The following is a 21,440-nucleotide window of genomic DNA, read 5'->3' on the forward strand; positions in this document are numbered from 1 at the left end:
GACCGTACGACCGATCGCACCAGTCACAGCGGCGCCGGGACCCCGACCCGGTCACGGCGCCGCTCCCCTCCCAGACACCCCAGGGACGACATGACCCAGCACCTCGCTGCCCCCTTCACCGGCACGTCCGACGGCGCCCAGGGCCACCGCACCGGCTGGTGGCAGGACGCGGTGATCTACCAGGTCTATCCACGGAGCTTCGCCGACGGCAACGGCGACGGCATGGGCGATCTGCCAGGCGTCACCGCCCGTCTTCCGTACCTCAAGAGCCTCGGTGTCGACGCGGTCTGGCTCAGCCCCTTCTACGCCTCGCCGCAGGCCGACGCCGGTTACGACGTCGCCGACTACCGGGCCATCGACCCGATGTTCGGCACGCTGCTGGACGCCGACGCCCTGATCCGGGAGGCCCATGGCCTGGGGCTGCGCATCATCGTCGACCTCGTGCCCAACCACTCGTCCGACCAGCACGAGTGGTTCAAGCGCGCCCTCGCCGAAGGCCCCGGCTCGGCCCTGCGCGACCGCTACCACTTCCGCCCCGGCAAGGGCACGACCGGCGAACTCCCGCCCAACGACTGGGAGTCCATCTTCGGCGGCCCGGCCTGGACCCGGACCACCGACCCGGACGGCACGCCCGGCGAGTGGTACCTCCACCTGTTCGCCCCCGAGCAGCCCGACTTCAACTGGGAGCACCCGGCCGTCGCCGACGAGTTCCGCTCGATCCTGCGCTTCTGGCTCGACATGGGCGTCGACGGATTCCGCGTCGACGTCGCCCACGGCCTCGTCAAGGCCGAGGGCCTGCCCGACCTCGGCGCCCACGACCAGCTCAAGCTGCTCGGAAACGATGTCATGCCGTTCTTCGACCAGGACGGTGTGCACGAGATCTACCGCAGCTGGCGCGTCATCCTCGACGAGTACCCCGGTGAGCGGATCGCCGTCGCCGAGGCCTGGACGCCCACCGTCGAGCGCACCGCCAACTACGTGCGCGGCGACGAGATGCACCAGGCGTTCAACTTCCAGTACCTCGGCACCGCCTTCGAGGCCGCCGAACTGCGCAAGGTCATCGACACCTCGCTCGACGCCATGCGTCCCGTCGGAGCCCCCACCACCTGGGTGCTCTCCAACCACGACGTGACCCGGCACGCCACCCGCTTCGCCAACCCGCCCGGCCTCGGCACCCAGATCCGCACCGCAGGCGACCGCGAGACGGGTCTGCGCCGTGCCCGCGCCGCGACCCTGCTGATGCTGGCGCTGCCCGGCTCCGCCTACGTCTACCAGGGCGAGGAGCTCGGCCTGCCCGACGTCACCGACCTGCCCGACGAGGCCCGCCAGGACCCGTCCTTCTTCCGTGCCGAGGGCCAGGACGGCTTCCGCGACGGCTGCCGGGTGCCGATCCCGTGGACCCGCGACGGCGGCTCGTACGGCTTCGGGGACGGCGGCAGCTGGCTGCCGCAGCCCACCGGCTGGGGCGAGCTCTCCGTCGAGGCGCAGACCGGCGTGGAGGGATCCACCCTGGAGCTGTACCGGGCCGCGATCACCGCCCGCCGCACCCACCCGGGCCTCGGCGCCGGAACCGGCGTGGAGTGGCTGGACGCCCCGGAAGGCGTCCTCGTCTTCGGCCGCCCCGGCTTCGTCTGCACCGTCAACACCACGACCCGTCCGGTACGGATGCCGGTCCGCGGCAGTGTGCTGCTCTCCAGCGCGCCCGTGACCGTCGACGGTGCCGAGTTCGAACTGCCCGCCGAGACCACGGTGTGGTGGACGGTGTGACCGTCCCCGCACCCCGGACCGGCGGAGCGCTCCGGCTCGCCGACATCGCCGGCCAGGCGGCGGTCAGCGAGGCGACCGTCAGCCGGGTGCTCAACGGGAAGCCGGGCGTCGCGGACACCACGCGTCAGCGGGTGCTCGCGGCGCTCGACATCCTCGGCTACGAACGTCCCGTACGGCTGCGACGGCGCAGCGCCGGACTGATCGGACTGGTGACTCCCGAACTCACCAACCCGATCTTCCCGGCGTTCGCGCAGTCCGTCGAACAGGTCCTGGCCGGGCATGGCTACACCCCGGTGCTCTGCACCCAGCTGCCCGGCGGTGCCACGGAGGACGAGCTCGTCGAGCAGCTCGTCGAGCGGGGCGTCGGCGGCATCGTCTTCCTGTCCGGGCTCCATGCCGACCTGTCGGCGGACCCGGCGCGGTACGCCGCACTGGCCGACCGCGGGGTGCCCTTCGTCCTGATCAACGGCTACAACGAACGGATCAGCGCCCCGTTCGTCTCGCCCGACGACGCCGCGGCCGTGCGGATGGCAGTCGGCCATCTCGCCGCGCTCGGCCACCGCAGGGTCGGCCTGGCGATCGGTCCGCAGCGCTATGTGCCCTCCCGCCGCAAGCGGGACGGTTTCATCGAGTCGGCGGTCTCGCTGCTCGGGCTGTCCCCGGCCGAGGCCGAACTCCTGGTCTGCTCCACGCTGTTCGGCGTGGAGGGCGGCCAGGTGGCGGCGGGTGCCCTGCTCGACCGGGGCTGCACCGCCATCGTCTGCGGCAGCGACCTGATGGCCCTCGGGGTGGTGCGTGCCGCCCGGGGGAGAGGGCTCGACGTGCCGCGCGACGTCTCGGTCGTCGGCTACGACGACTCGCAGCTGATCGCGTTCACCGACCCGCCGCTGACGACCGTGCGCCAGCCCGTACAGGCCATGGCGGCGGCGGCGGTGGGGGCCCTGCTGGAGGAGATCGGCGGGAGCCCGGTGCAGCGCACGGAGTACGTGTTCCAGCCGGAGCTGGTCGTACGAGGGTCCACCGCGGCGGCCCGTACGGTCTGACCGGGGGCGGAACGCGGCGGCAACGCACAGGAGAGGCACCGGAGTCGGCCCGGGACGGGCCAGCGGGGAGTGAACGACTCCAGGTGCCTCTCGCTGTCGTGACCGGCCCGGCCGGCCGGGCGCGTGGGGCCCGGCGCCGAAGCGACCGAAACCCCCGGCCGACCGGACCGGAGTCGCGTTGAACCTAACAGGGTCGCAATATCTTGCGAAAGAGCTTGCAGGAAGAAATCCGCACGGTTTCGCGGATGTTAGCGGGGGATGTCCAAAGGGTTGACCGGCGCGGGGTGGGCTCGTACGGTCTGCTCCGCGGCAAGGTTTGCATTTTTGCAGCAAGAACCTTCATGAGCCTTGAGGGCACGGCGCGTTGCCACGTGAGGCTGCCGTCACCCCCGCGTTTCCCCCACAGCAGGAGGAAAGACATGGCACGCAGATCCCTCTCTGCCGCACTCGCCCTTGTGGCAGGTGCCGCTGTTCTGGCCGTCCCCACCGGCCTCGGAACGGCAGGAACCGCCCAGGCCGCAGGCCCCGGCGACAAGGACGTCACCGCCGTGATGTTCGAGTGGAAGTTCGCCTCCGTGGCCAAGGCGTGCACGGACTCCCTCGGCCCGGCGGGCTACGGCTTCGTTCAGGTCTCACCGCCCCAGGAGCACATCCAGGGCGGCCAGTGGTGGACCTCCTACCAGCCGGTCAGCTACAAGATCGCCGGCCGTCTCGGCGACCGCGCGGCCTTCTCCTCCATGGTCGCCGCCTGCCACGGCGCCGGCGTCAAGGTCATCGCCGACAGCGTCATCAACCACATGTCGGCGGGCTCCGGCACCGGCACCGGCGGCAGCTCGTACACGAAGTACGACTACCCGGGCGTCTACTCCGTCAGCGACATGAACGACTGCCAGTCCCCGATCAACAACTACGGGGACCGCGGCAACGTCCAGAACTGCGAACTGGTCGGCCTGGCCGACCTGGACACGGGTGAGAACTACGTACGCGGCCGGATAGCCACCTACCTCAACGACCTCCTCTCCCTCGGGGTCGACGGCTTCCGGATCGACGCGGCCAAGCACATGCCCGCCACCGACCTGGCCGACATCAAGTCCCGGCTGAGCAACCCGGGCGTCTACTGGAAGCACGAGGCGATCCACGGTGCGGGCGAGGCCGTGTCGCCCTCGGAGTACCTCGGCAGCGGAGACGTGCAGGAATTCCGTTACGGCCGCAGCCTCAAGCAGGTCTTCACCAGCGAGAACCTCGCCAACCTGAAGAACTTCGGCGAGGGCTGGGGCTTCATGGAGTCCGGCAGGTCGGCCGTCTTCGTGGACAACCACGACACCGAGCGCGGTGGTGACACGCTGAACTACAAGAACGGCTCCGCGTACACGCTGGCCAGTGTCTTCATGCTGGCCTACCCCTACGGCTCCCCGGACGTCCACTCCGGCTACGAGTTCAGCAACCACGACGCGGGCCCGCCCAACGGTGGCCAGGTGAACGCCTGCTACGCCGACGGCTGGAAGTGCCAGCACTCCTGGCGCGAGATCTCCTCCATGGTGGGCTTCCGCAACGCGGCCCGCGGCGCGGCCGTCTCCAACTGGTGGGACAACGGCGGCGACCGGATCGCGTTCGGCCGGGGCGCCAAGGCGTACGTCGCCCTCAACCACGAGGGCTCCGCCCTGACCCGCACGTTCCAGACCTCACTGCCCGCCGGTGACTACTGCGACGTCCAGTCCGGAAAGGCCGTCACGGTGAACGGCTCCGGCCAGTTCACGGCCACGCTCGGCGCCGGCACGGCGCTCGCCCTGCACGTCAACGCCCGCACGTGCACCGGCGGTGGCGGCACCGGCCCCGGAACCGGGACATCCGGCGCCTCCTTCGGCGTCAACGCCACCACACAGCCCGGCCAGAACATCTACGTCACCGGCAACCAGGCCGCCCTGGGCAGCTGGAACACGGCCAACGCGCCGAAGCTCGACCCGGCCACGTACCCCGTCTGGAAGCTCGACGTGAGCCTGCCCGCGGGGACCGCGTTCGAGTACAAGTACGTCCGCAAGGACGCGAGCGGCAACGTGACCTGGGAGAGCGGCGCCAACCGCACGGCGACGGTACCCGCCAGCGGCAAGGTCACGCTGACCGCCGACGTCTGGCGCGCCTGACCTCTCCCGGACCCGAGTGCGCGCCCGGAGCCAGGGTGCGCACTCGGGGCGGCTCCGCGGACGCCATGGACGTCCCGACTCCCCGAACAACCAAGGAGACCCTTCCGTGTCCCGTACCACCCTCAGACGGGGAGCTGTCGCCGCACTGTGCGTGGCGCTCATGCCCGTCGTGCCTGCGGCGTCCGCGACCGCCGCGGCCAGGCCGCCCGCCCCGCCGTCGGACGCGAAGCTGGCCGCCGCCCCGGCCCGGCACGACCTGACCCGTGAGCAGTTCTACTTCGTCCTGCCCGACCGCTTCGCCAACGGTGACGCCTCCAACGACCGCGGCGGGCTCACCGGCTCCCGGCTGGAGACCGGGTACGACCCCACCGACAAGGGTTTCTACCAGGGCGGTGACCTGAAGGGCCTCACCGACCGGCTCGACTACATCCAGGGCCTCGGCACCACCGCCATCTGGCTCGCCCCGATCTTCAAGAACCGCCCGGTGCAAGGCACCGGCGAGAACGCCTCGGCCGGCTACCACGGCTACTGGATAACCGACTTCACCCAGGTCGACCCGCACTTCGGCACCAACGCCGACCTGTCGAGGCTCATCGACAAGGCCCACGGCAAGGGCATGAAGGTCTTCTTCGACGTCATCACCAACCACACCGCCGACACCGTCGACTACGCCGAGAAGGCGTACGGGTACAAGCCCAAGGGCGCCTTCCCGTACCTCGACAAGGACGGCCGCCCGTTCGACGACACGGCGGGCATGGAGGAGGTCGACCAGGACTCCTTCCCCTACACACCGAAGAGCACCGGCACCAAGGTCCCCTCCTGGCTCAACGACCCCACGATGTACCACAACCGCGGTGACTCGACCTATGCCGGTGAGTCCACCGAGTACGGCGACTTCTCCGGGCTCGACGACCTGTGGACCGAGCGCCCCGAGGTCGTCTCGGGCATGGCGGAGATCTACCGGAAGTGGGTCCGCGACTTCGACATCGACGGCTTCCGCATCGACACGGTCAAGCACGTCGACCTGGACTTCTGGACCGAGTGGGCGACCGCCCTCGACGCCTACGCGGCGAAGCGCGGCCGGGACGACTTCTTCATGTTCGGCGAGGTCTACTCCGCGGACACCGCGATCACCTCGCCGTACGTCACCCGGGGCCGGCTGGACTCCACGCTCGACTTCCCCTTCCAGGAAGCGGCACGCCAGTACGCTTCCCAGAGCGCGCCGGCCAACAAGCTCGCCGCGGTCTACGGTGACGACTACCGCTACACCACCGACAAGGCCAACGCCTACGAGCAGGTCACCTTTCTCGGCAACCACGACATGGGCCGCATCGGTACGTTCCTCAAGCAGGACAACCCGGGAGCGGACGACGCCGAACTGCTGAAGCGGGCCCGCCTCGCCAACGAGCTGATGTTCCTCGGCCGCGGCAACCCGGTGATCTACTACGGCGACGAGCAGGGCTACACCGGCGCCGGCGGCGACAAGGACGCCCGGCAGACCCTCTTCGCCTCGGAGACCGCCGACTACCTGGACGACGACCAGCTCGGCACGGACCGTACGCACGCCTCCGACGCGTACGACACCCAGCACCCCGTGTACCGCTCCATCGCAGCCCTGTCGAAGCTCACCAAGGAGCACCCGGCACTGCGCGACGGCACCCAGACCGAGCGCTACGCGCAAGGGTCCGTGCACGCCTTCTCCCGTACGGACGCCAAGCGCCCCTACGAGTACGTCGTGGCCTCCAACAACGCCACCGAGGCCCGGACCGTCGAGCTGGCCACCGAGTCGGCGGGCATGAACTTCCGTACGCTGTACGGCGGTTCAGGCACCGTGCGCAGCGGCAGTGACAAGAAGATCAGCGTCACCGTGCCGGCGCTCGGCAGCATAGTGCTCCGGGCCGACCGGACGCCGGGTGCCCCCGCCACCGCGCCGGCCATCACCCTGAAGGCGCCCGCCGCCGGAGCCACCGGCACCGTCGAGCTGGCCGCCGACGTCGAGGGCGGACAGCTCGACCGCGTGGTCTTCGCCGCCCAGACCGGCAACGGCAAGTGGCGCACGCTCGGCTCCGCCGACCACGCCCCGTACAAGGTCACCCAGTACGTCGACCACTCGGTCGCGGCTGGAACCCCCCTGCGCTACAAGGCCGTTGTCGTCGACCGCACGGGGCGTACCGCCAGTGCGCTCGCCTCGACCACGGCGGGCCAGGCCCCGCCGACCGAGAAGCCCGTCGCCGTCGAGCGCGACTACGCCGTCGTCCACTACAAGCGGGCGGACGGTGACTACGACGGCTGGCAGCTGAAGTCCGGTGACAAGGCCGCCGACTTCATCGGGCGGGACGCCTACGGGGCGTTCGCCTGGGTCGCCGTCGACGAGGGCGCGTCCACCGTCCCGTACACCGTCGAGAAGGCCGGCACCGCCGACGGCCCGCAGCGCTCTGTCGACCTGGCCAGGACCGGCCAGGTCTGGATCGAGCAGGGCAGGGACGGCCAGGCCACCGAGGCGCCCGACGGCGCACAGCCGCCGCAGGACACCACGAAGGCCGTACTCAACTACCACCGCCCCGACGGGAACTACGACGGCTGGGGTCTGCACACCTGGACCGGGGCGAAGAACCCCACCGACTGGGCGAAGCCCCTCCAGCCGGTGAGGAAGAACGCCTACGGCGTCACCTTCGAGGTCCCGCTCACCGAGGGCGCCACCTCACTCAGCTACATCCTCCACAAGGGCGACGAGAAGGACCTCCCCAGCGACCAGTCCCTGGACCTCGCGTCGCACGGGCACGAAGTCTGGATGCTCGGCGGAAAGCCCGGATACCTCCTGCCGCAGGCAGGCGGCGCACCCGCCCCGGACCTCACCGAGGCCGCGGCCCAGTGGATCGACGACGACACCGTCGTCTGGAAGGTGAAGTCCACCGACGCCACCAGCCAGCAGCTCGTGTACGCCGAGGACGGCGGGATCTCCGTCGTCGACGGCGCGCTGTCCGACGAGGGCCGGTGGCTGCGGCTGAACACCTCGGCGCTCACCGACGCGCAGAAGGCGAAGTACCCCCACCTCAAGGACTACCCGGCGTTCACCGTCGACGTCCGCGACCGGGACCGCGTCCGCGACTCCCTGCGGGGCCAGCTGATCGCCACCCAGCGGGCCGCCAACGGCGCCCTGCTCGCCGCCACCGGGGTGCAGACCGCCGGGGTGCTCGACGACCTGTACGGGGAGCGGGCGAGCGGCGCCGCCCTCGGCCCGGTCTTTCGCCACGGCCGCCCCACCCTGTCCGTCTGGGCGCCCACCGCCCGTACGGTCTCGCTCGAACTGGACGGCACGTCCGTCCCGATGCGGCGCGACGACCGCACCGGCGTCTGGTCCGTCACGGGCAAGAAGAACTGGTACGGCAAGTCCTACCGGTACGCCGTGAAGGTCTGGGCGCCCACCGTCCAGAAGACCGTCACCAACAAGGTCACCGACCCGTACTCCACCGCACTGACCGCGGACTCCACCCGCAGCCTCGTCGTCGACCTGACCGACCCGGCGCTGGCCCCCCGCGGCTGGTCCGGACTGAGGAAGCCTGCCGCCGCCCCGCTGCGCGACGCCCAGATCCAGGAGCTGCACATCCGCGACTTCTCGATCGCGGACCGGACGGCGAAGCACCCCGGTGAGTACCTGGCCTTCACCGACACCCGCTCGGACGGGATGAAGCACCTGGAGCGCCTCGCAGACTCGGGCACCGGATACGTCCACCTGCTGCCCGCCTTCGACATCGGGACGATCCCCGAGAAGAAGTCGGACCAGCACAAGCCCGCCTGCGACCTGTCCGTCTACGCCCCCGACTCCGAGGTGCAGCAGGACTGCGTGGCGAAGGCCGCCGCGAAGGACGCCTTCAACTGGGGCTACGACCCGCTGCACTACACCGTCCCCGAAGGCTCGTACGCCTCCGACCCGAACGGCACCAGGCGCACGGTCGAGTTCCGCAGGATGGTGCAGGGGCTCAACGGAGCCGGACTGCGCACCGTCATGGACGTCGTCTACAACCACACCGTCGCCTCCGGCCAGGACGACAAGTCGGTACTCGACAAGATCGTGCCCGGCTACTACCAGCGGCTCCTGGAGGACGGCTCCGTCGCCACCTCCACCTGCTGCGCCAACACCGCGCCCGAGAACACGATGATGGGCAAGCTCGTCGTCGACTCCGTCGTCACGTGGGCCAGGGAGTACAAGGTCGACGGCTTCCGCTTCGACCTGATGGGACACCACCCCAAGGCGAACATCCTCGCGGTCCGCAAGGCCCTCGACGAGCTGACCCCCGCCAAGGACGGCGTCGACGGGAAGAACATCGTCCTGTACGGGGAGGGCTGGAACTTCGGAGAGATCGCCGACGACGCCCGCTTCGTCCAGGCCACCCAGAAGCACATGGCCGGCACCGGCATCGCCACCTTCTCCGACCGGGCCCGCGACGCGGTGCGCGGCGGCGGCCCCTTCGACGAGGATCCCGGTGTCCAGGGCTTCGCGAGCGGTCTCCACACCGACCCGAACACCTCGAAGGCCAACGGCACCGAGGCCGAGCAGAAGGCCCGGCTGCTGCACTACCAGGACCTGATCAAGGTCGGGCTGACCGGCAACCTCGCCGACTACACCTTCACCGACAGCAGCGGCCGTACGGTCAAGGGCTCCGCCGTCGACTACAACGGGGCACCCGCCGGATACGCGGCGGCCCCCGGCGACGCCCTCGCCTACTCCGACGCCCACGACAACGAGACGCTGTACGACGCCCTCGCCTTCAAGCTCCCGGCGGACACCCCGGCGGCCGACCGGGCACGGATGCAGGTCCTGGCCATGGCGGCGTCCACGCTGTCGCAGGGGCCCTCGCTCTCCCAGGCGGGCACCGACCTGCTGCGCTCGAAGTCGCTGGACCGCAACTCCTACGACAGCGGTGACTGGTTCAACGCGCTGCACTGGGACTGCCGCGAAGGCAACGGCTTCGGCCGGGGGCTCCCGCCCGCCGCCGACAACGCGGGCAAGTGGTCCTACGCGAAGCCGCTGCTGACCAACGCCACACTCACCCCCGGCTGCCCGCAGATCGACGGCGCCTCCGCCGCGTACCGCGACCTGCTCACCATCCGGACCACCGAGAAGGAGTTCTCCCTTCCCACCACCGAGCAGGTCCAGTCCACGCTGTCGTTCCCGCTCTCGGGGACCGGCGAGACCCCCGGCGTGATCACGATGCGCCTCGGCGAGCTGGTCGTCGTCATCAACGCGACCCCCGGTACCGAGAGCCAGCGCCTCGCGGACCGCGCGGGCACGGCGTACGCCCTGCACCCCGTCCAGGCGGGGGGCACGGACGCCACCGTCAAGAAGTCCGCGTACGACAGGAAGTCCGGCACCTTCACCGTCCCCGGACGTACGGTCGCCGTCTTCTCCCTGCGCTGACGCGCACAGCCCCACCCCGCCCGGCCGCGGTCCGGTCCTCTCACAGGGGCCGGATGGCGGCCGGGCTTGTGCTGTCCCGCGGATCACCGTCAGGGTGGAGTCCGACTACCGGCCGGACCGTACACAGGAGCACCTGATGCCGCAGATCACCGTCGACTACTCCGCCGAGCTCGACGACGCCTTCGACCGCCGCGGTTTCGCCCTCGCCCTGCACCCGCTGGTCGCCGAGACCGTCACCACGCAGGTCCCCAACTGCAAGACCCGGTTCCGCCGGGTGGAGGAGTCCTTCGTGGGAGAGACGCCGGAGGGTGACGCGATCGTGCACGTCTCGATCGGGCTGCTGTCCGGCCGTACGCCGGAGACCAAGGTGCGGCTGACCCAGGCGGTCCTCGATCTGCTGGCCGGACATCTGAAGCCCGTCGATGAGCTGGTCGTGCACGCCTCGGCCGAGACCCGCGAACTCGACCCGTCCTACCGGAAGAACTAGCGCCTTTCGTTGGGATCATGCCGGGCTCGCGGGGGCCGGCACGCGCATCTGCGGCGTTGTCGTCAATCACCAACGCTCCGCGTTGCCTCGATCCTCCGCCTTGCAGCTGCACGCACCGGCCCCCGCTCCCTGATCCGGCCTGATCCAGACGAAAGACCCTAGGGCCTGCGCTGCGGGGGGACGGCGGACACCGACGGCGCCAGCGTCGACAGACGGGTCAGGAGATCCCCGAACGGGCCGTCCACCGGCTCCTCGGCGAGGACCCGCAGCACGACGCCGGCCATCTCCTGGTTGTACGCGGCGCTGACCGCGGCCAGCGCCGCGAAGTCGTGCACGAGCTGCGTCTCCAGCTCGGACCGCGGGATGCGCCGCCCGTCGAGCCAGATCAGGGCAGTCGACTCGGCGAGCGAGACCCAGGAGCGCACGACCAGCTCGAGCCGGGCGGGCGGGTCCTGGACCCCCAGGTGGCTGATGATCTGCTCGTACGCGGCCTGGCGCACCCCGTCGATCATGGCGTTCGCCGTCGAGGAGCCGACCGAGGGACCGCCGCGCATGAGCGCGGAGAAGCCAGGGCCGTGCTCCTCGACGAAGTCGAAGAACCGGCCCATCACGCGCAGCAGCCGGGCACCCAGCGGTCCTTCGAGCGGCTCAAGGAACCGCCCCGCGAGCTCGGTGGCGGCCCGCCCGAGCGCCGCCTCGTACAGGCTCTGCTTCCCCGGGAAGTAGTGGTAGACGAGCGGACGCGAGATCCCCGCGGCGGCCGCGATCTCGTCGATCGACACCTCGTCGGGGGAGCGGTGGCTGAACAGCTCCAGCGCGACGCCGATCAACTGCTGCCTGCGCTCCTCGACGCCCATCCTGCGCCGCACCCCGGTCGTCATGCCAACAGCCTAGCCGGGGCGCGTCGTCGAGGAGGTCAGAGGTCGAGGACCAGCCGGTCACCACGGCAGCGTGAGACGCACAGCAGCATGGAGTCCGTGCGCTCCCCGTCCGTCAGCAGCTCGTCCCGGTGGTCGATCTCGCCCTCCAGGACCCGCTGTCGGCAGGTTCCGCAGAAACCCTGCTCGCAGGAGTACGAGACATGGGGAAGCTTCTCGCGCACGGCCGCCAGCACCGACTGGCCGGCCTCGACCCGGACGGTGCTTCCCGAGCGGCGCAGTTCGACGTCGAAGGCCGTGGCGGACGGGTCCGTGCCGGTGGCGGCGGTGAAGCGTTCGAGGTGGAGGGCGCAGCCCTCGGGGAGCGCGGCGGCGACCGCGTCCATCAAGGGTTCCGGGCCGCAGACGTAGACCGCCGTACCGGGCGCCGCAGCCGCCAGCGCCGCGGCCGCGTCCGGGCGTCCCGCCTCGTCCTCCGCGACCACGGTGACGCGCCCGCCGTCCGCGCCGAGTTCCGCGATCTCGTCGAGGAAGGGCAGGGAGGCACGCGTACGGCCCCCGTACAGCAGCCGCCACTCGGCGCCCGCCGCGGCGACGGCCCGCAGCATCGGCAGGATCGGCGTGATGCCGATGCCGCCCGCGACGAACACGTAGGCGGGGGCCTCGACGAGCGGGAACCGGTTGCGCGGCCCGCGGACGCGTACCCGAGTGCCCTCGTGCAGCTGTGTGTGGACTTCACGGGAGCCGCCCCGGCCGTCCTCGACGAGGCGCGGTGCGATGGTGTACGCGGCACGGTCGGCCGGGTCCCCGCAGAGCGAGTACTGCCGCACCAGGCCGGAGGGCAGCACCAGGTCCAGATGCGCGCCGGGCTGCCAGGCGGGCAGGTCGTCGCCCGCCAGTCGGAGCCGTACGACGCCGTCGGCGACCGGCTCCCGCTCGGTGATCAGCAGTGGCCGGGTGGTGGTGGAGCGCCGCTCGGAGTAGCCCGAGACCGGATGCTCCAGGGCGGGCATGGGCCACAGGGGTGACGCCTCGATACGGCGGCGCACCGCACGCCGGGCGAGTACGGCGGCTCCGGCGACCAGGACGAGCGTGCGCAGACGGGGAGGGGCCATGGGTCAGCTCTTTCCCGGCATCCGGGCCTCGGCCGCCAGGGCCGCGGGCGAGTGGGCGAGGTAGGCGACGGCCTGGGCCGTACTGGCCTCCTGCGAGGGGTGGTACGTACGGCTCAGATAGGTGGGGATGGAGCGCGCCATCGCGGCGGTGGTGGGCAGCGTGCCCTTCCTGCCTCCCGCCCGGAGCTGGCTGAAGGACGCCTTGCCGTCGAGCAGGCTCGGGTCGTTCTCCATGAGGAAGCGGGTGCCGCGCTGCCAGAGGAAGACGAGCGCGGTGAACGCCACCGCCCAGGTGCGCACCCGCCGCCGGTAGCCGCCGTCGACATGCATGAACACGTCGAAGGCCACGGAGCGGTGCTCGACCTCCTCGGCCCCGTGCCAGCGCATCAGATCCAGCATCGTCGGATCGGCGCCGTGCCGGTCGAGCGCTTCGGCGTTGAGGATCCAGTCACCGAGGAAGGCGGTGTAGTGCTCGATCGCCGCGATGATCGCGACCCGCTCCATGAGCCACCACTTACGGGCCCGGCCGGGCGGCAGCGTCCTGTCACCGAGCAGCTTCTCGAAGAACCAGTCGATCTGCGCGGTGTACGGGGTCGGGTCGAGCCCGAGCTTCTTCAGATGCGGCAGCACGTCGTCATGGGCCTGGGAGTGCACGGCCTCCTGGCCGATGAACCCGATGACGTCCTCGCGGAGTTGATCGTCGTGGATGTACGGCAGGATCTGGCGGTAGACATGGATGAACCACCGTTCCCCGGCCGGCAGGAGCATATGGATGGTGTTGATCATGTGCGTGCTGAAGGGCTCTCCAGGCACCCAGTGCAGCGGCGTCTCCTCCCAGTCGAAAGAGACCTTCCGGGCTTTGAGCGAGGTCCGCTCCGACGCGTCCGCCGCTGGCTGCGTGTTAGACATGTTGTCAATGTACTGACGGGTATGCGCGGGGGACAGGGGTGTGCGCCGAATTCCTGTGCGTATGGCCGTCCTCGCCGCTCAGCGCAGGGCGCCGACCTTACGGCCGTCCGCCAGCAGCCCGCTGAGCTCGGCCCGGTCGCCCGCACCGGCGCGTACGGTCAGCAGTCGGCCCCGGGAACTGCCCACCACGCCACCGGAGGTGGACAGCGAGGCGAACTGACCCGAGCCCGCCGCGACCAGGTACCACCGCCCGCCCGCCGACTTCCAGAGCACCCCGGCCAGTACGTGCGGATCGCGCGGACCGCACGCCGGAGAGTCCTCGGCGCGGGCGACGACCGCTCCCGGCGCGGTCGTCGCCGCAGGCGCCTGGAACTCGGCGAGCACCCTGCTCCCCGTGCCCCGCCAGGTCTCCGCGCGGACGCAGAGCCACCGCGCCGAACCGTTGCCCTCGGGCAGCGGCTGGCGCGCGAACAGCCAGGAGTTCACCGACCGGACGCCGCCGGCCCGCACCGCGGGCAGCAGGCACGCGGTGCGCGCCCAGCTCTCCCGCTCGGCCCGCCCCGACACGTCGTGCGGGGCGGACGGGATCCCGGACGTCAGCCGGACCGGAGTCAGCTCGCCGAGATCGGTCATCCATCGGACGGACTCCGCGTCCCGGACCTCCAGGGCCTCCCAGGAGTGGCAGCCGTCCGCCGTGTCCCGCAGCCCGGCCAGGGGGCCGGTCACCCCGTCCGCGTCCCGGGGCAGGGCGCGCGGCGCCGCGTGCGGGGCGAGCAGGTCCCGTACGGCCACGGCGCGCACCCAGGGGGCCGTCAGATAGCGGACCCGGCCGCCCGCCCGCCCCACGACCAGTGCGTTCGCGGCGGCGGAGTCCGCGCCGTCCACCCGGGCGAAGTCCAGTAAGGCACCCCGGTCCGGCGCCGCGCGGCGTGACTCGGCGTACCGCACGATGCGCAGCCCGTCGTGGAGCAGCACCACCACGGCCTCGTCCACCACTCCCGCGTACAGCAGTTGCGGCGGTCCCATCGGCGGGCCCGTGGGCGTACCGGGTGTCGCGGTCGCCCGGTCGGCGTGACCCGGCAGCGTCCAGGCGGCGAGCGCCCGCCGCAGCAGTCCGGTGTCCCCGGTGCGGTTGCCGCGGGCGGGCCAGGCCGTGAAGTCGGTACGGGCCGAGTGCCGCCAGGACGACGGCGGGACCCGCTGCAACGCGGCCGGGTCCAGGGCCTGCCGGGCCGCCGGGTGGTGCGCGGACGCCGGTGGGGGCGCCGCGTCCGGGCCCCAGCCGCCGCCCGGCATCACCAGCAGTGCCCCGCACGCCGTCAGCGCCGCCAGCCCGGCCCGCGCCGCCCGCGCACGCCGGCGCCGCAGGAGCAGATCGGTGGGCCGGACCTGCAGCGAACAGGGATCGAACTCCGGGGAAGCCAGCAGTGCGTACGGCGCCGTCACCGTGTTCGCCTCCGCCAGCGCGGCACCCGGATCGGCCACTCCGGCGGCGGCGAGCAACCGGCACACCTCCGGGTCCGGGAGCCCTTCAAGGCCCCGCAGGACATGGGCGGCCCGGCACGGGCCGGAAGCGGTGGAAAGCGTCTGTTCCAGGGCGAGTTCGTCCGCACCACCGGACCGCGGGAAGAGCTGGAGCCCCCAGACCCGCGGCGCCAGGAGCGACCCCCACGCCCGCCTCGCACGGGTCGGCACCCGCAGCCACCGCGACCGGCTCCGGGGCCGCAGCGACCCCCTGGCCTCCAGCGCCGACCGCACCACCCGCAGCCGGAGATCGGCATACCCGGGGTCCACCGCGGCCGCCCCTTCCGGCCCGCGCGGCTGCGGCACCCCGCCCACCGCCTCCACGGCCCGCGACCGGGGCAGGGACCGCTGAACGAGCCCGTGCGCCGTCAGCACCCGCCGACCGCGCCCGAGCGAGGACGGCAGCACCAGATATCCGATCCGTGTCAACCGGGTGTAGTGCTCTACCAGCGCGGCATCCGCCGGTTCCGGATCGGCCGACCCGACCATGCGACGCTCGGCGGCGGACGGCACTGCTCGACTCGGAGGCATGTTCAGCTGAACGAGCGAATGGTGCGATGGTCACCCCGGCCGGTGGGGTGGGCGGAGGGTTCGCTGCCCGCGTCCGTCCCACGTGGTCACCCTGGCCGTCGCACACCCACGAAGAATCCACCGTTCCGCCGCGGCGGAAGGGGCTCGCGGGGCACGATGGGTGGATGCTGACACTGCTGGAACGGCGCCGGAAGAAGGGGCGTCGGGCTGCCGTCGTCGTATGTGCCGGACTGGTGCTGCTGGCCGGGTGCGGCGGGGGAGCGGGCGACGGCGAACGCGAGGCGCCGCCCACCGCGATTGGCACGCTGGAGCAACTGGCCGCCAAGGCGGACTGCGAGCCCGATCTGCAGACCGATGCGGAAGAGATCCGTCAGGCCAACTGCCTTACAGCTGACGGTCGTTATGTGCTGGTCACCTTCGCCACCGACCGTGGGCAGCGGGAGTGGATCGACGAGGCCGACGACTACGGCGGCTCGTATCTCGTCGGCCGCAAGTGGGTCGCGGTGGGCGAACCGAAGGTGGTCGCGGCGCTGCGCGGCCGGCTCGGGGGGACGGTGGAGACCGCCTCGCCGCACCACTCGGGGAGGAGTGGCAGCGGGGGGAGCGAGGGAGGGCACTCCGGTCACCGCGGGAGCTGACCGCGCAGGTTCCGGGTGCCGCCGACCGAGCGGGTCAGCGGCATGTACGGCCGTCGTTGATGCAGCTCACCACCCTGTTCATCGCCTTGCGTCCGAAGACGTTGATGAAGTCACCGTGATCCGTGACGGGTTTGTGCAGCTGCTCGGGAAACGAGTCGACGGCGAAGCCGGGGCCCGGCGGGACGTCGTACACGATGCGCTGCACGAGCTGCGGAATGGCCCGGAAGCCGTCCGGGCAACTGCCGTCGTCCTGCGCGAAGGCCACATGGGTGCGGTGATTCGCGCTGTCGGTGTTCCTGCCGTCCCAGCAGCTCTGGAACGCGAACGAGCGCACCACCTGGCTGCCTTCCGGACAGATCGGGTACTTGTCCTTCAGCTGACGGTCCTCGAATCCGGTACAGCTCCAGGACGCGTTGGCGTTCGCGTCCCCATTGGTGAACGCCTTCGCGTCCCCGGTGATGATCCGCAGGAAGCGCGGCATGGCCGTCACCTTTCCCCTGGGCGACCCGACGAACTTCAGGGTGACCTGCGACGGTGTCTGGATCTCGCCGACGTTCTGGTCCTTGCCGCCGCCGTCGGCGTCCACGTCGTTCTCGTCCTCGCCGTTCTGAAGGCGCAGCACCGGCCAGTAGTACGTGGACCTGTCGCCCTGATTGCGGCAGGTCGTCGCACCCCGGGCCAGGTCGTCGTCGCTCGCGAACGCGTCGTTGGCCTGGTTGCCCACGTAGTCGTGCATGTGGTGGGCGCCATTGCTCACTCCCGGCGCGACGATGACGTTGTCCGGGTTGAACTTCCCGTTCTCGTTGCGCCCGCAGTCGGTCGTGAACGTACCGCGTGAGGCGCCCCGTCGCTGGCGGGGGCGTTCGACGTTGGGCTGGACCGACTGGATGTCGACGAAATCGGACGCCTCGGGCCCGTTGCCCTCCTGCGCAGGGTCGGGATCTTGGTTCTCGTCCTCACCGGGTTCCTGGCCCTCGTCCTCCTCGCCTCCGCCGCCGGCTCCGGTGTCGTCCGCGCGCAGGGTGCACGGGGCCAGTCCTTCCAGCCCCTCCGGCCGGTCCGCGCCGCTGCGCTCGACGGCGATCCCGATACGGTCGAGGCCGGCCGTCCTCTTGGCCCTCAGCGGGCCGAGCACCGCGTTCTCGGCGAGATCCGGGTCCTGGGCGATCTGCTCCCTGCGGTCGGCGAACTGCCGATACGCGTCGGTGATCTGCGTATCCATCGCCGCCAGTTCGAGGTCGACCTCCCCGCGTGCTTCTTCGGGCACGTCGGCAAGTTCGTTCCCCACATCGGGACAGTCGATGGTGGACATCTGGGGACCCTCGTTACGGGTCTGTTCGGGAGGCGAGCCGGACCAGCCTTCTCCCGCGCTTGCGTAGACATTGAGGGCGACCAGCCCGCCTCCGCCCAGAATCAGTGCGGCCGAGGCGGCAATCGCCCGATTGGCCAGTGAGCTTCGTTTCTTGCGCGATGTGCGTCCCATGGAACTCCTCTGCTTCGAGGGAGAAGCGTCACGTCCCATACGCACCGGGCGCGCACCCTGTTCAGACGCTCGTGGAATTCGTGGAGATCCCCATGCGTAAAACGACCGGAATGCTCAACTCTCAGGCGAACGCCGCCATTTGCGCGTCGACGGGTGCCCCCGTCAGCCGGTTCGCGAGCGTCGACATCGTGTACGCGCCGACGCCGAGCACCACCTCCAGCGCGTTCTGCGGGGTGTAACCGTGCGCCTGGAAGCTCTCCAGGGACGCGTCGTCGACCGCGCCCGACGTGGCGAGAACGTCGAGCGTGAACCGCCGTACCGCTTCCATCCGTTCGTCAGGAAGCGCCGGTGCGCGGTCGTCGCGCAAAGCGGCGATCAGGTCCTCGTCCGCGCCGAGCGCGGTGAGCTTGGCCGTGTGCATCGCCACGCAGACGTGGCAGGCGTTGCGGGTGGCGATCGTCATGATCACGACCTCGCGGGAGAGCGGATCCAGCGTGGTCGACTCGAATACCGCGCTGATCTTCAGGAAGCCGTCGAGCAGGTGGGGCGACGTGGCGAGTCGTGCGACGGCGGAGGGCAGATAGCCGGACCGCCGCGCCACGGCCTCCATGGTGCCGCGGGCGGCGGCGGGTGCGGTGTCGAGGGTGTGCTCGGGGAACGCGGACAGGGTGATGGCTGACATGGATACCTCTCGGCTCTCGCGGTAAACTCGACAACATGATTGACGAAAAGGTAAACCAGGTTGTCGAGATGCGCAATGGCTGAGCCGGAGGAAAGGGCGGGCTTCGAGCTGCCGCTGCTGCTGTTCGCGGGGTTCCGGTCGATCATCGACGAGCTGCACGGCGAGCTGGCCGCGCACGGTCACCCGGACGTGCGGCCCGCCTACGGCTTCGCCCTCCAGGCGGTCGGGCGGGACGGTGCGAGCGCCGGCGGGATCGGGCGGCGGCTCGGGGTGTCCAAGCAGGCCGCGGGCAAGACCGTCGAGAAGCTGGAGGCCCTCGGTTACGTGGAGCGCGTCGACGATCCGCAGGACGGCCGGCGCAAGGTCGTCCGGCTCACCCCGCGCGGCACGGACGTGCTGGTCAGGTCGGCCCGGGAGTTCGACCGCATCCGGGCGGAGTGGGTGGCGTCCCTGGGCGCCGAACGCATGGCCGCGATGGAGGCGGGTCTGCGGGCGATGGCGCCCGCGAGTGCGTTCCGCCTCGACGCGGCGGGGTGGTTCACGGGCTGAGCGAGCCGGAGCCGGCTGTCCCCGGCCCCCTCTTCCGGCTGCCGGGCCTGGAACCGGTGAGTCCGCCGCCGGGCCCGGGCGGGCCGGGGACCCGGTGGGGCGGGCGGGAGGTCGCGGCTGACGCGGCAGCCGAGAAGGACCCCGGACCGGTGTCCGGGGGCCGTCTCGTGGCGGGGCGCGGTTGCGGTTCAGGGGGCGTACGTGTAGCCCACGCGCCGGACGGTCCGGATCGTGCCGCGGTGTTCCGCGCCCAGCTTGCGCCTCAGCCGGGCGACATGGACGTCCACGGTGCGCCCGTCGCCCACGTGCCCGTACCCCCACACCGTCGTCACCAGCTGATCACGGGTGTGGACCCGGTGGGGGTGCGCCACCAGGTGCGCGAGGAGCTCGAACTCCAGATAGGTGAGGTCCAGCGGGACGCCGTCCACCGCGGCGGTGCGCCGGGCTGAGTCGATACGGACGGGCCCGCTGCCCGGACCCTCCGCGTCCGGCTGCGGATCGGCCGGTACCAGGACGAGGTAGCCGATCATCGGGGGCTGCCCCGGCAGCGTGGGCAGGGAGTGCTGCGGCGCGGGCAGCCAGGTGGCTCCCGGCGGCAGCAGACCGGCCAGATCGGAGAACTGGACGATCTCGTCGGGGTCGACGGAACGCAGCCGGTGGCGGGGGGAGGAGAAGGGGCGGACGGTGGAGGTGGCCGCAGCGGGCGCCGATGATGCCGCGGAGAGGGTACGAGTGTTCGCCATGAGGGTCAGCTCTTTCGCGCGAGGAGTCGTCGAGGACGGACGTACGTCGTGCGCGCGGGGCCGAAGACCGGGGTGAGCGGCTTTAGAGGGCCTGCGCGTTCCACGCGCGGCAACACACCCGGTCGAAGTCATCATGCTGGCGAGAGGGCCAGAACGGCTCGAGGTCGCTGCGACCCGGTGAGATGTGCTGGAAGCCGACCATGCCCCCATTGAAGCAGACAACGCGTCAGCGCAGCAGGGGCCCTCTCACCCGTCGATAGGGTCCGTCCGGCCGAGGCGGACGGACCCTATCGACGCCGCGGGGGCGCCCACCGGAATCCGGTGAGCGCCCCCGCGTACGGACGAAGAGCGGGATCAGACCTGGTCGGCCTTCTCCAGCGCGGTGCAGCACGTGTCGACGATCAGCCGCGTGACGACGTACGGGTCGACGTTGGCGTTGGGGCGGCGGTCCTCGATGTAGCCCTTCTGGTCCTGCTCGACCTGCCACGGGATGCGGACCGAGGCGCCACGGTCGGAAACGCCGTAGCTGTACTCGTTCCACGGGGCGGTCTCGTGCAGACCCGTCAGACGGTCGTCGATGCCCGCGCCGTAGTTCTTGACGTGGTCCATCGGCTTCGAGCCCTCGCCGAGGGACTCGCACGCGGTGATGATCGCGTCGTAACCCTCGCGCATCGCCTTGGTGGAGAAGTTGGTGTGCGCACCGGCGCCGTTCCAGTCGCCCTTGACCGGCTTCGGGTCCAGGGTCGCGGAGACGTCGAAGTCCTCGGCGGTGCGGTACAGCAGCCAGCGGGCGATCCACAGCTGGTCGGAGACCTCCAGCGGGGAGACCGGTCCGACCTGGAACTCCCACTGGCCGGGCATGACCTCGGCGTTGATGCCGGAGATGGCCAGGCCCGCCTTGAGGCAGTTGTCGAGGTGCTTCTCGACGATGTCGCGGCCGAAGATCTCGTCGGCGCCGACACCGCAGTAGTAGCCGCCCTGCGCGGCCGGGAAGCCGGCCTCCGGGAAGCCGAGCGGGCGGTGCCCGTCGAAGAAGGTGTACTCCTGCTCGATGCCGAAGACGGGCTCCTGGCCCGCGAACCGCTCGGCGACCGGACGGAGCGAGGCACGGGTGTTGGACTCGTGCGGCGTCATGTCGATGTCGAAGACCTCGCACAGGACGAGGACGTCGTCACCGCCCCGGATCGGGTCCGGACACGTGAAGACCGGCTTCAGCACCCGGTCGGAGGCGTGGCCCTCGGCCTGGTTGGTGCTCGAACCGTCGAAGCCCCAGATGGGCAGGTCCGCCACATCGGCCGAGGGCGACCCGGCCATGATCTTCGTCTTGGAGCGAAGCTTGGCGGTCGGCTCGGTGCCGTCGATCCAGATGTACTCAGCCTTGAACGTCACGGAAGCCATCCTTCGAGGGGTGCTGCGGTCTCTGCTGCGCAGCTTCGCAAGACGCGATTTCCCGGCCGTTGCCCGAATGTGAACCCCGTGTTACCTAGGATTCCTCCGTATACCGGGGACACGGTGCGGGGACGCGGTGGGG

Annotated in this window: 15 protein-coding genes; 7 read left to right on the forward strand and 8 right to left on the reverse strand. The window is 71.0% G+C overall.

Features of this window, described 5'->3' with window-relative positions; translation table 11 throughout:
• Positions 1-90 precede the first annotated feature (90 nt).
• From F0344_RS27190 to F0344_RS27210, 5 genes are all read left to right on the forward strand, one after another.
• Complete coding sequence (locus tag F0344_RS27190) at positions 91-1,767, forward strand: glycoside hydrolase family 13 protein (RefSeq protein WP_185301264.1); 1,677 nt, start codon at positions 91-93, stop codon at positions 1,765-1,767.
• Positions 1,752-2,810 carry a LacI family DNA-binding transcriptional regulator gene (locus tag F0344_RS27195; RefSeq protein ID WP_185301265.1) on the forward strand — a complete coding sequence of 353 codons (1,059 nt, stop codon included), beginning with the start codon at positions 1,752-1,754 and terminating at the stop codon, positions 2,808-2,810. Before F0344_RS27190 ends, F0344_RS27195 begins: the two co-directional genes overlap by 16 nt.
• Before the next feature lie 419 nt (positions 2,811-3,229).
• Entirely contained in the window at positions 3,230-4,951 is a 1,722-nt protein-coding gene (locus F0344_RS27200; protein WP_185301266.1) for a carbohydrate-binding module family 20 domain-containing protein, read from the forward strand.
• Positions 4,952-5,111: 160 nt separating this feature from the next.
• The gene (gene pulA, locus F0344_RS27205) at positions 5,112-10,370 is read left to right on the forward strand and encodes a pullulanase-type alpha-1,6-glucosidase (protein ID WP_185302923.1); all 5,259 of its coding nucleotides are present in this window, start codon (positions 5,112-5,114) and stop codon (positions 10,368-10,370) included.
• A gap of 136 nt (positions 10,371-10,506) precedes the next feature.
• Positions 10,507-10,857, forward strand: a complete 351-nt coding sequence (locus F0344_RS27210) for a 5-carboxymethyl-2-hydroxymuconate Delta-isomerase (RefSeq protein ID WP_185301267.1) — start codon at positions 10,507-10,509, stop codon at positions 10,855-10,857.
• 158 nt (positions 10,858-11,015) lie between these two features.
• Here the strand turns inward: F0344_RS27210 and F0344_RS27215 are convergent, their stop codons facing one another.
• The 4 genes from F0344_RS27215 to F0344_RS27230 form a co-directional block, all read right to left on the reverse strand.
• The gene (locus F0344_RS27215) at positions 11,016-11,738 is read right to left on the reverse strand and encodes a TetR/AcrR family transcriptional regulator (RefSeq protein ID WP_185301268.1); all 723 of its coding nucleotides are present in this window, start codon (positions 11,736-11,738) and stop codon (positions 11,016-11,018) included.
• A 35-nt stretch (positions 11,739-11,773) separates the two neighbouring features.
• Complete coding sequence (locus F0344_RS27220) at positions 11,774-12,850, reverse strand: PDR/VanB family oxidoreductase (protein ID WP_185301269.1); 1,077 nt, start codon at positions 12,848-12,850, stop codon at positions 11,774-11,776.
• 3 nt (positions 12,851-12,853) lie between these two features.
• Entirely contained in the window at positions 12,854-13,759 is a 906-nt protein-coding gene (locus tag F0344_RS27225; RefSeq protein WP_185301270.1) for a metal-dependent hydrolase, read from the reverse strand.
• Positions 13,760-13,837: 78 nt separating this feature from the next.
• Entirely contained in the window at positions 13,838-15,814 is a 1,977-nt protein-coding gene (locus F0344_RS27230; protein WP_185301271.1) for a hypothetical protein, read from the reverse strand.
• A 164-nt stretch (positions 15,815-15,978) separates the two neighbouring features.
• Here F0344_RS27230 and F0344_RS27235 point away from each other — a divergent pair, with 164 nt between their 5' ends.
• Complete coding sequence (locus F0344_RS27235) at positions 15,979-16,452, forward strand: hypothetical protein (RefSeq protein ID WP_185301272.1); 474 nt, start codon at positions 15,979-15,981, stop codon at positions 16,450-16,452.
• A gap of 34 nt (positions 16,453-16,486) precedes the next feature.
• On the opposite strand, the gene F0344_RS27240 is transcribed toward F0344_RS27235, so the two are convergent.
• Positions 16,487-17,935 carry a DUF1996 domain-containing protein gene (locus F0344_RS27240; RefSeq protein ID WP_185301273.1) on the reverse strand — a complete coding sequence of 483 codons (1,449 nt, stop codon included), beginning with the start codon at positions 17,933-17,935 and terminating at the stop codon, positions 16,487-16,489.
• A gap of 121 nt (positions 17,936-18,056) precedes the next feature.
• Positions 18,057-18,608, reverse strand: coding sequence for a carboxymuconolactone decarboxylase family protein (locus F0344_RS27245; protein ID WP_258050305.1), 552 nt, complete (start codon positions 18,606-18,608; stop codon positions 18,057-18,059).
• An 84-nt stretch (positions 18,609-18,692) separates the two neighbouring features.
• Between F0344_RS27245 and F0344_RS27250 the strand changes: the two genes are divergently transcribed.
• A complete protein-coding gene (locus tag F0344_RS27250) occupies positions 18,693-19,166 on the forward strand; it encodes a MarR family winged helix-turn-helix transcriptional regulator (protein WP_185301274.1) in 474 nt (157 codons plus the stop codon).
• Positions 19,167-19,354: 188 nt separating this feature from the next.
• Here F0344_RS27250 and F0344_RS27255 read toward each other — a convergent pair whose 3' ends face one another.
• Both F0344_RS27255 and glnII read right to left on the reverse strand, forming a co-directional pair.
• A complete protein-coding gene (locus F0344_RS27255; RefSeq protein ID WP_185301275.1) occupies positions 19,355-19,909 on the reverse strand; it encodes a winged helix-turn-helix domain-containing protein in 555 nt (184 codons plus the stop codon).
• 354 nt (positions 19,910-20,263) lie between these two features.
• Entirely contained in the window at positions 20,264-21,298 is a 1,035-nt protein-coding gene (gene glnII, locus F0344_RS27260; RefSeq protein ID WP_185301276.1) for a glutamine synthetase, read from the reverse strand.
• Positions 21,299-21,440 lie beyond the last annotated feature (142 nt).

This window comes from Streptomyces finlayi (genome assembly GCF_014216315.1).
GTDB classification, from domain to species: Bacteria; Actinomycetota; Actinomycetes; order Streptomycetales; family Streptomycetaceae; genus Streptomyces; species Streptomyces finlayi_A.

Bases quoted from the DNA above. Each gene is read 5' to 3' on its own strand.
- F0344_RS27210 (WP_185301267.1), top strand. From the start codon at position 10,507: ATGCCGCAGATCACCGTCGACTACTCCGCCGAGCTCGACGACGCCTTC.
- F0344_RS27230 (WP_185301271.1), bottom strand. From the start codon at position 15,814: ATGCCTCCGAGTCGAGCAGTGCCGTCCGCCGCCGAGCGTCGCATGGTC.
- F0344_RS27200 (WP_185301266.1), top strand. From the start codon at position 3,230: ATGGCACGCAGATCCCTCTCTGCCGCACTCGCCCTTGTGGCAGGTGCC.
- F0344_RS27225 (WP_185301270.1), bottom strand. From the start codon at position 13,759: ATGTCTAACACGCAGCCAGCGGCGGACGCGTCGGAGCGGACCTCGCTC.
- F0344_RS27235 (WP_185301272.1), top strand. From the start codon at position 15,979: ATGCTGACACTGCTGGAACGGCGCCGGAAGAAGGGGCGTCGGGCTGCC.
- F0344_RS27240 (WP_185301273.1), bottom strand. From the start codon at position 17,935: ATGGGACGCACATCGCGCAAGAAACGAAGCTCACTGGCCAATCGGGCG.
- F0344_RS27250 (WP_185301274.1), top strand. From the start codon at position 18,693: ATGGCTGAGCCGGAGGAAAGGGCGGGCTTCGAGCTGCCGCTGCTGCTG.
- F0344_RS27255 (WP_185301275.1), bottom strand. From the start codon at position 19,909: ATGGCGAACACTCGTACCCTCTCCGCGGCATCATCGGCGCCCGCTGCG.
- F0344_RS27190 (WP_185301264.1), top strand. From the start codon at position 91: ATGACCCAGCACCTCGCTGCCCCCTTCACCGGCACGTCCGACGGCGCC.
- F0344_RS27220 (WP_185301269.1), bottom strand. From the start codon at position 12,850: ATGGCCCCTCCCCGTCTGCGCACGCTCGTCCTGGTCGCCGGAGCCGCC.
- pulA (WP_185302923.1), top strand. From the start codon at position 5,112: ATGCCCGTCGTGCCTGCGGCGTCCGCGACCGCCGCGGCCAGGCCGCCC.
- F0344_RS27215 (WP_185301268.1), bottom strand. From the start codon at position 11,738: ATGACGACCGGGGTGCGGCGCAGGATGGGCGTCGAGGAGCGCAGGCAG.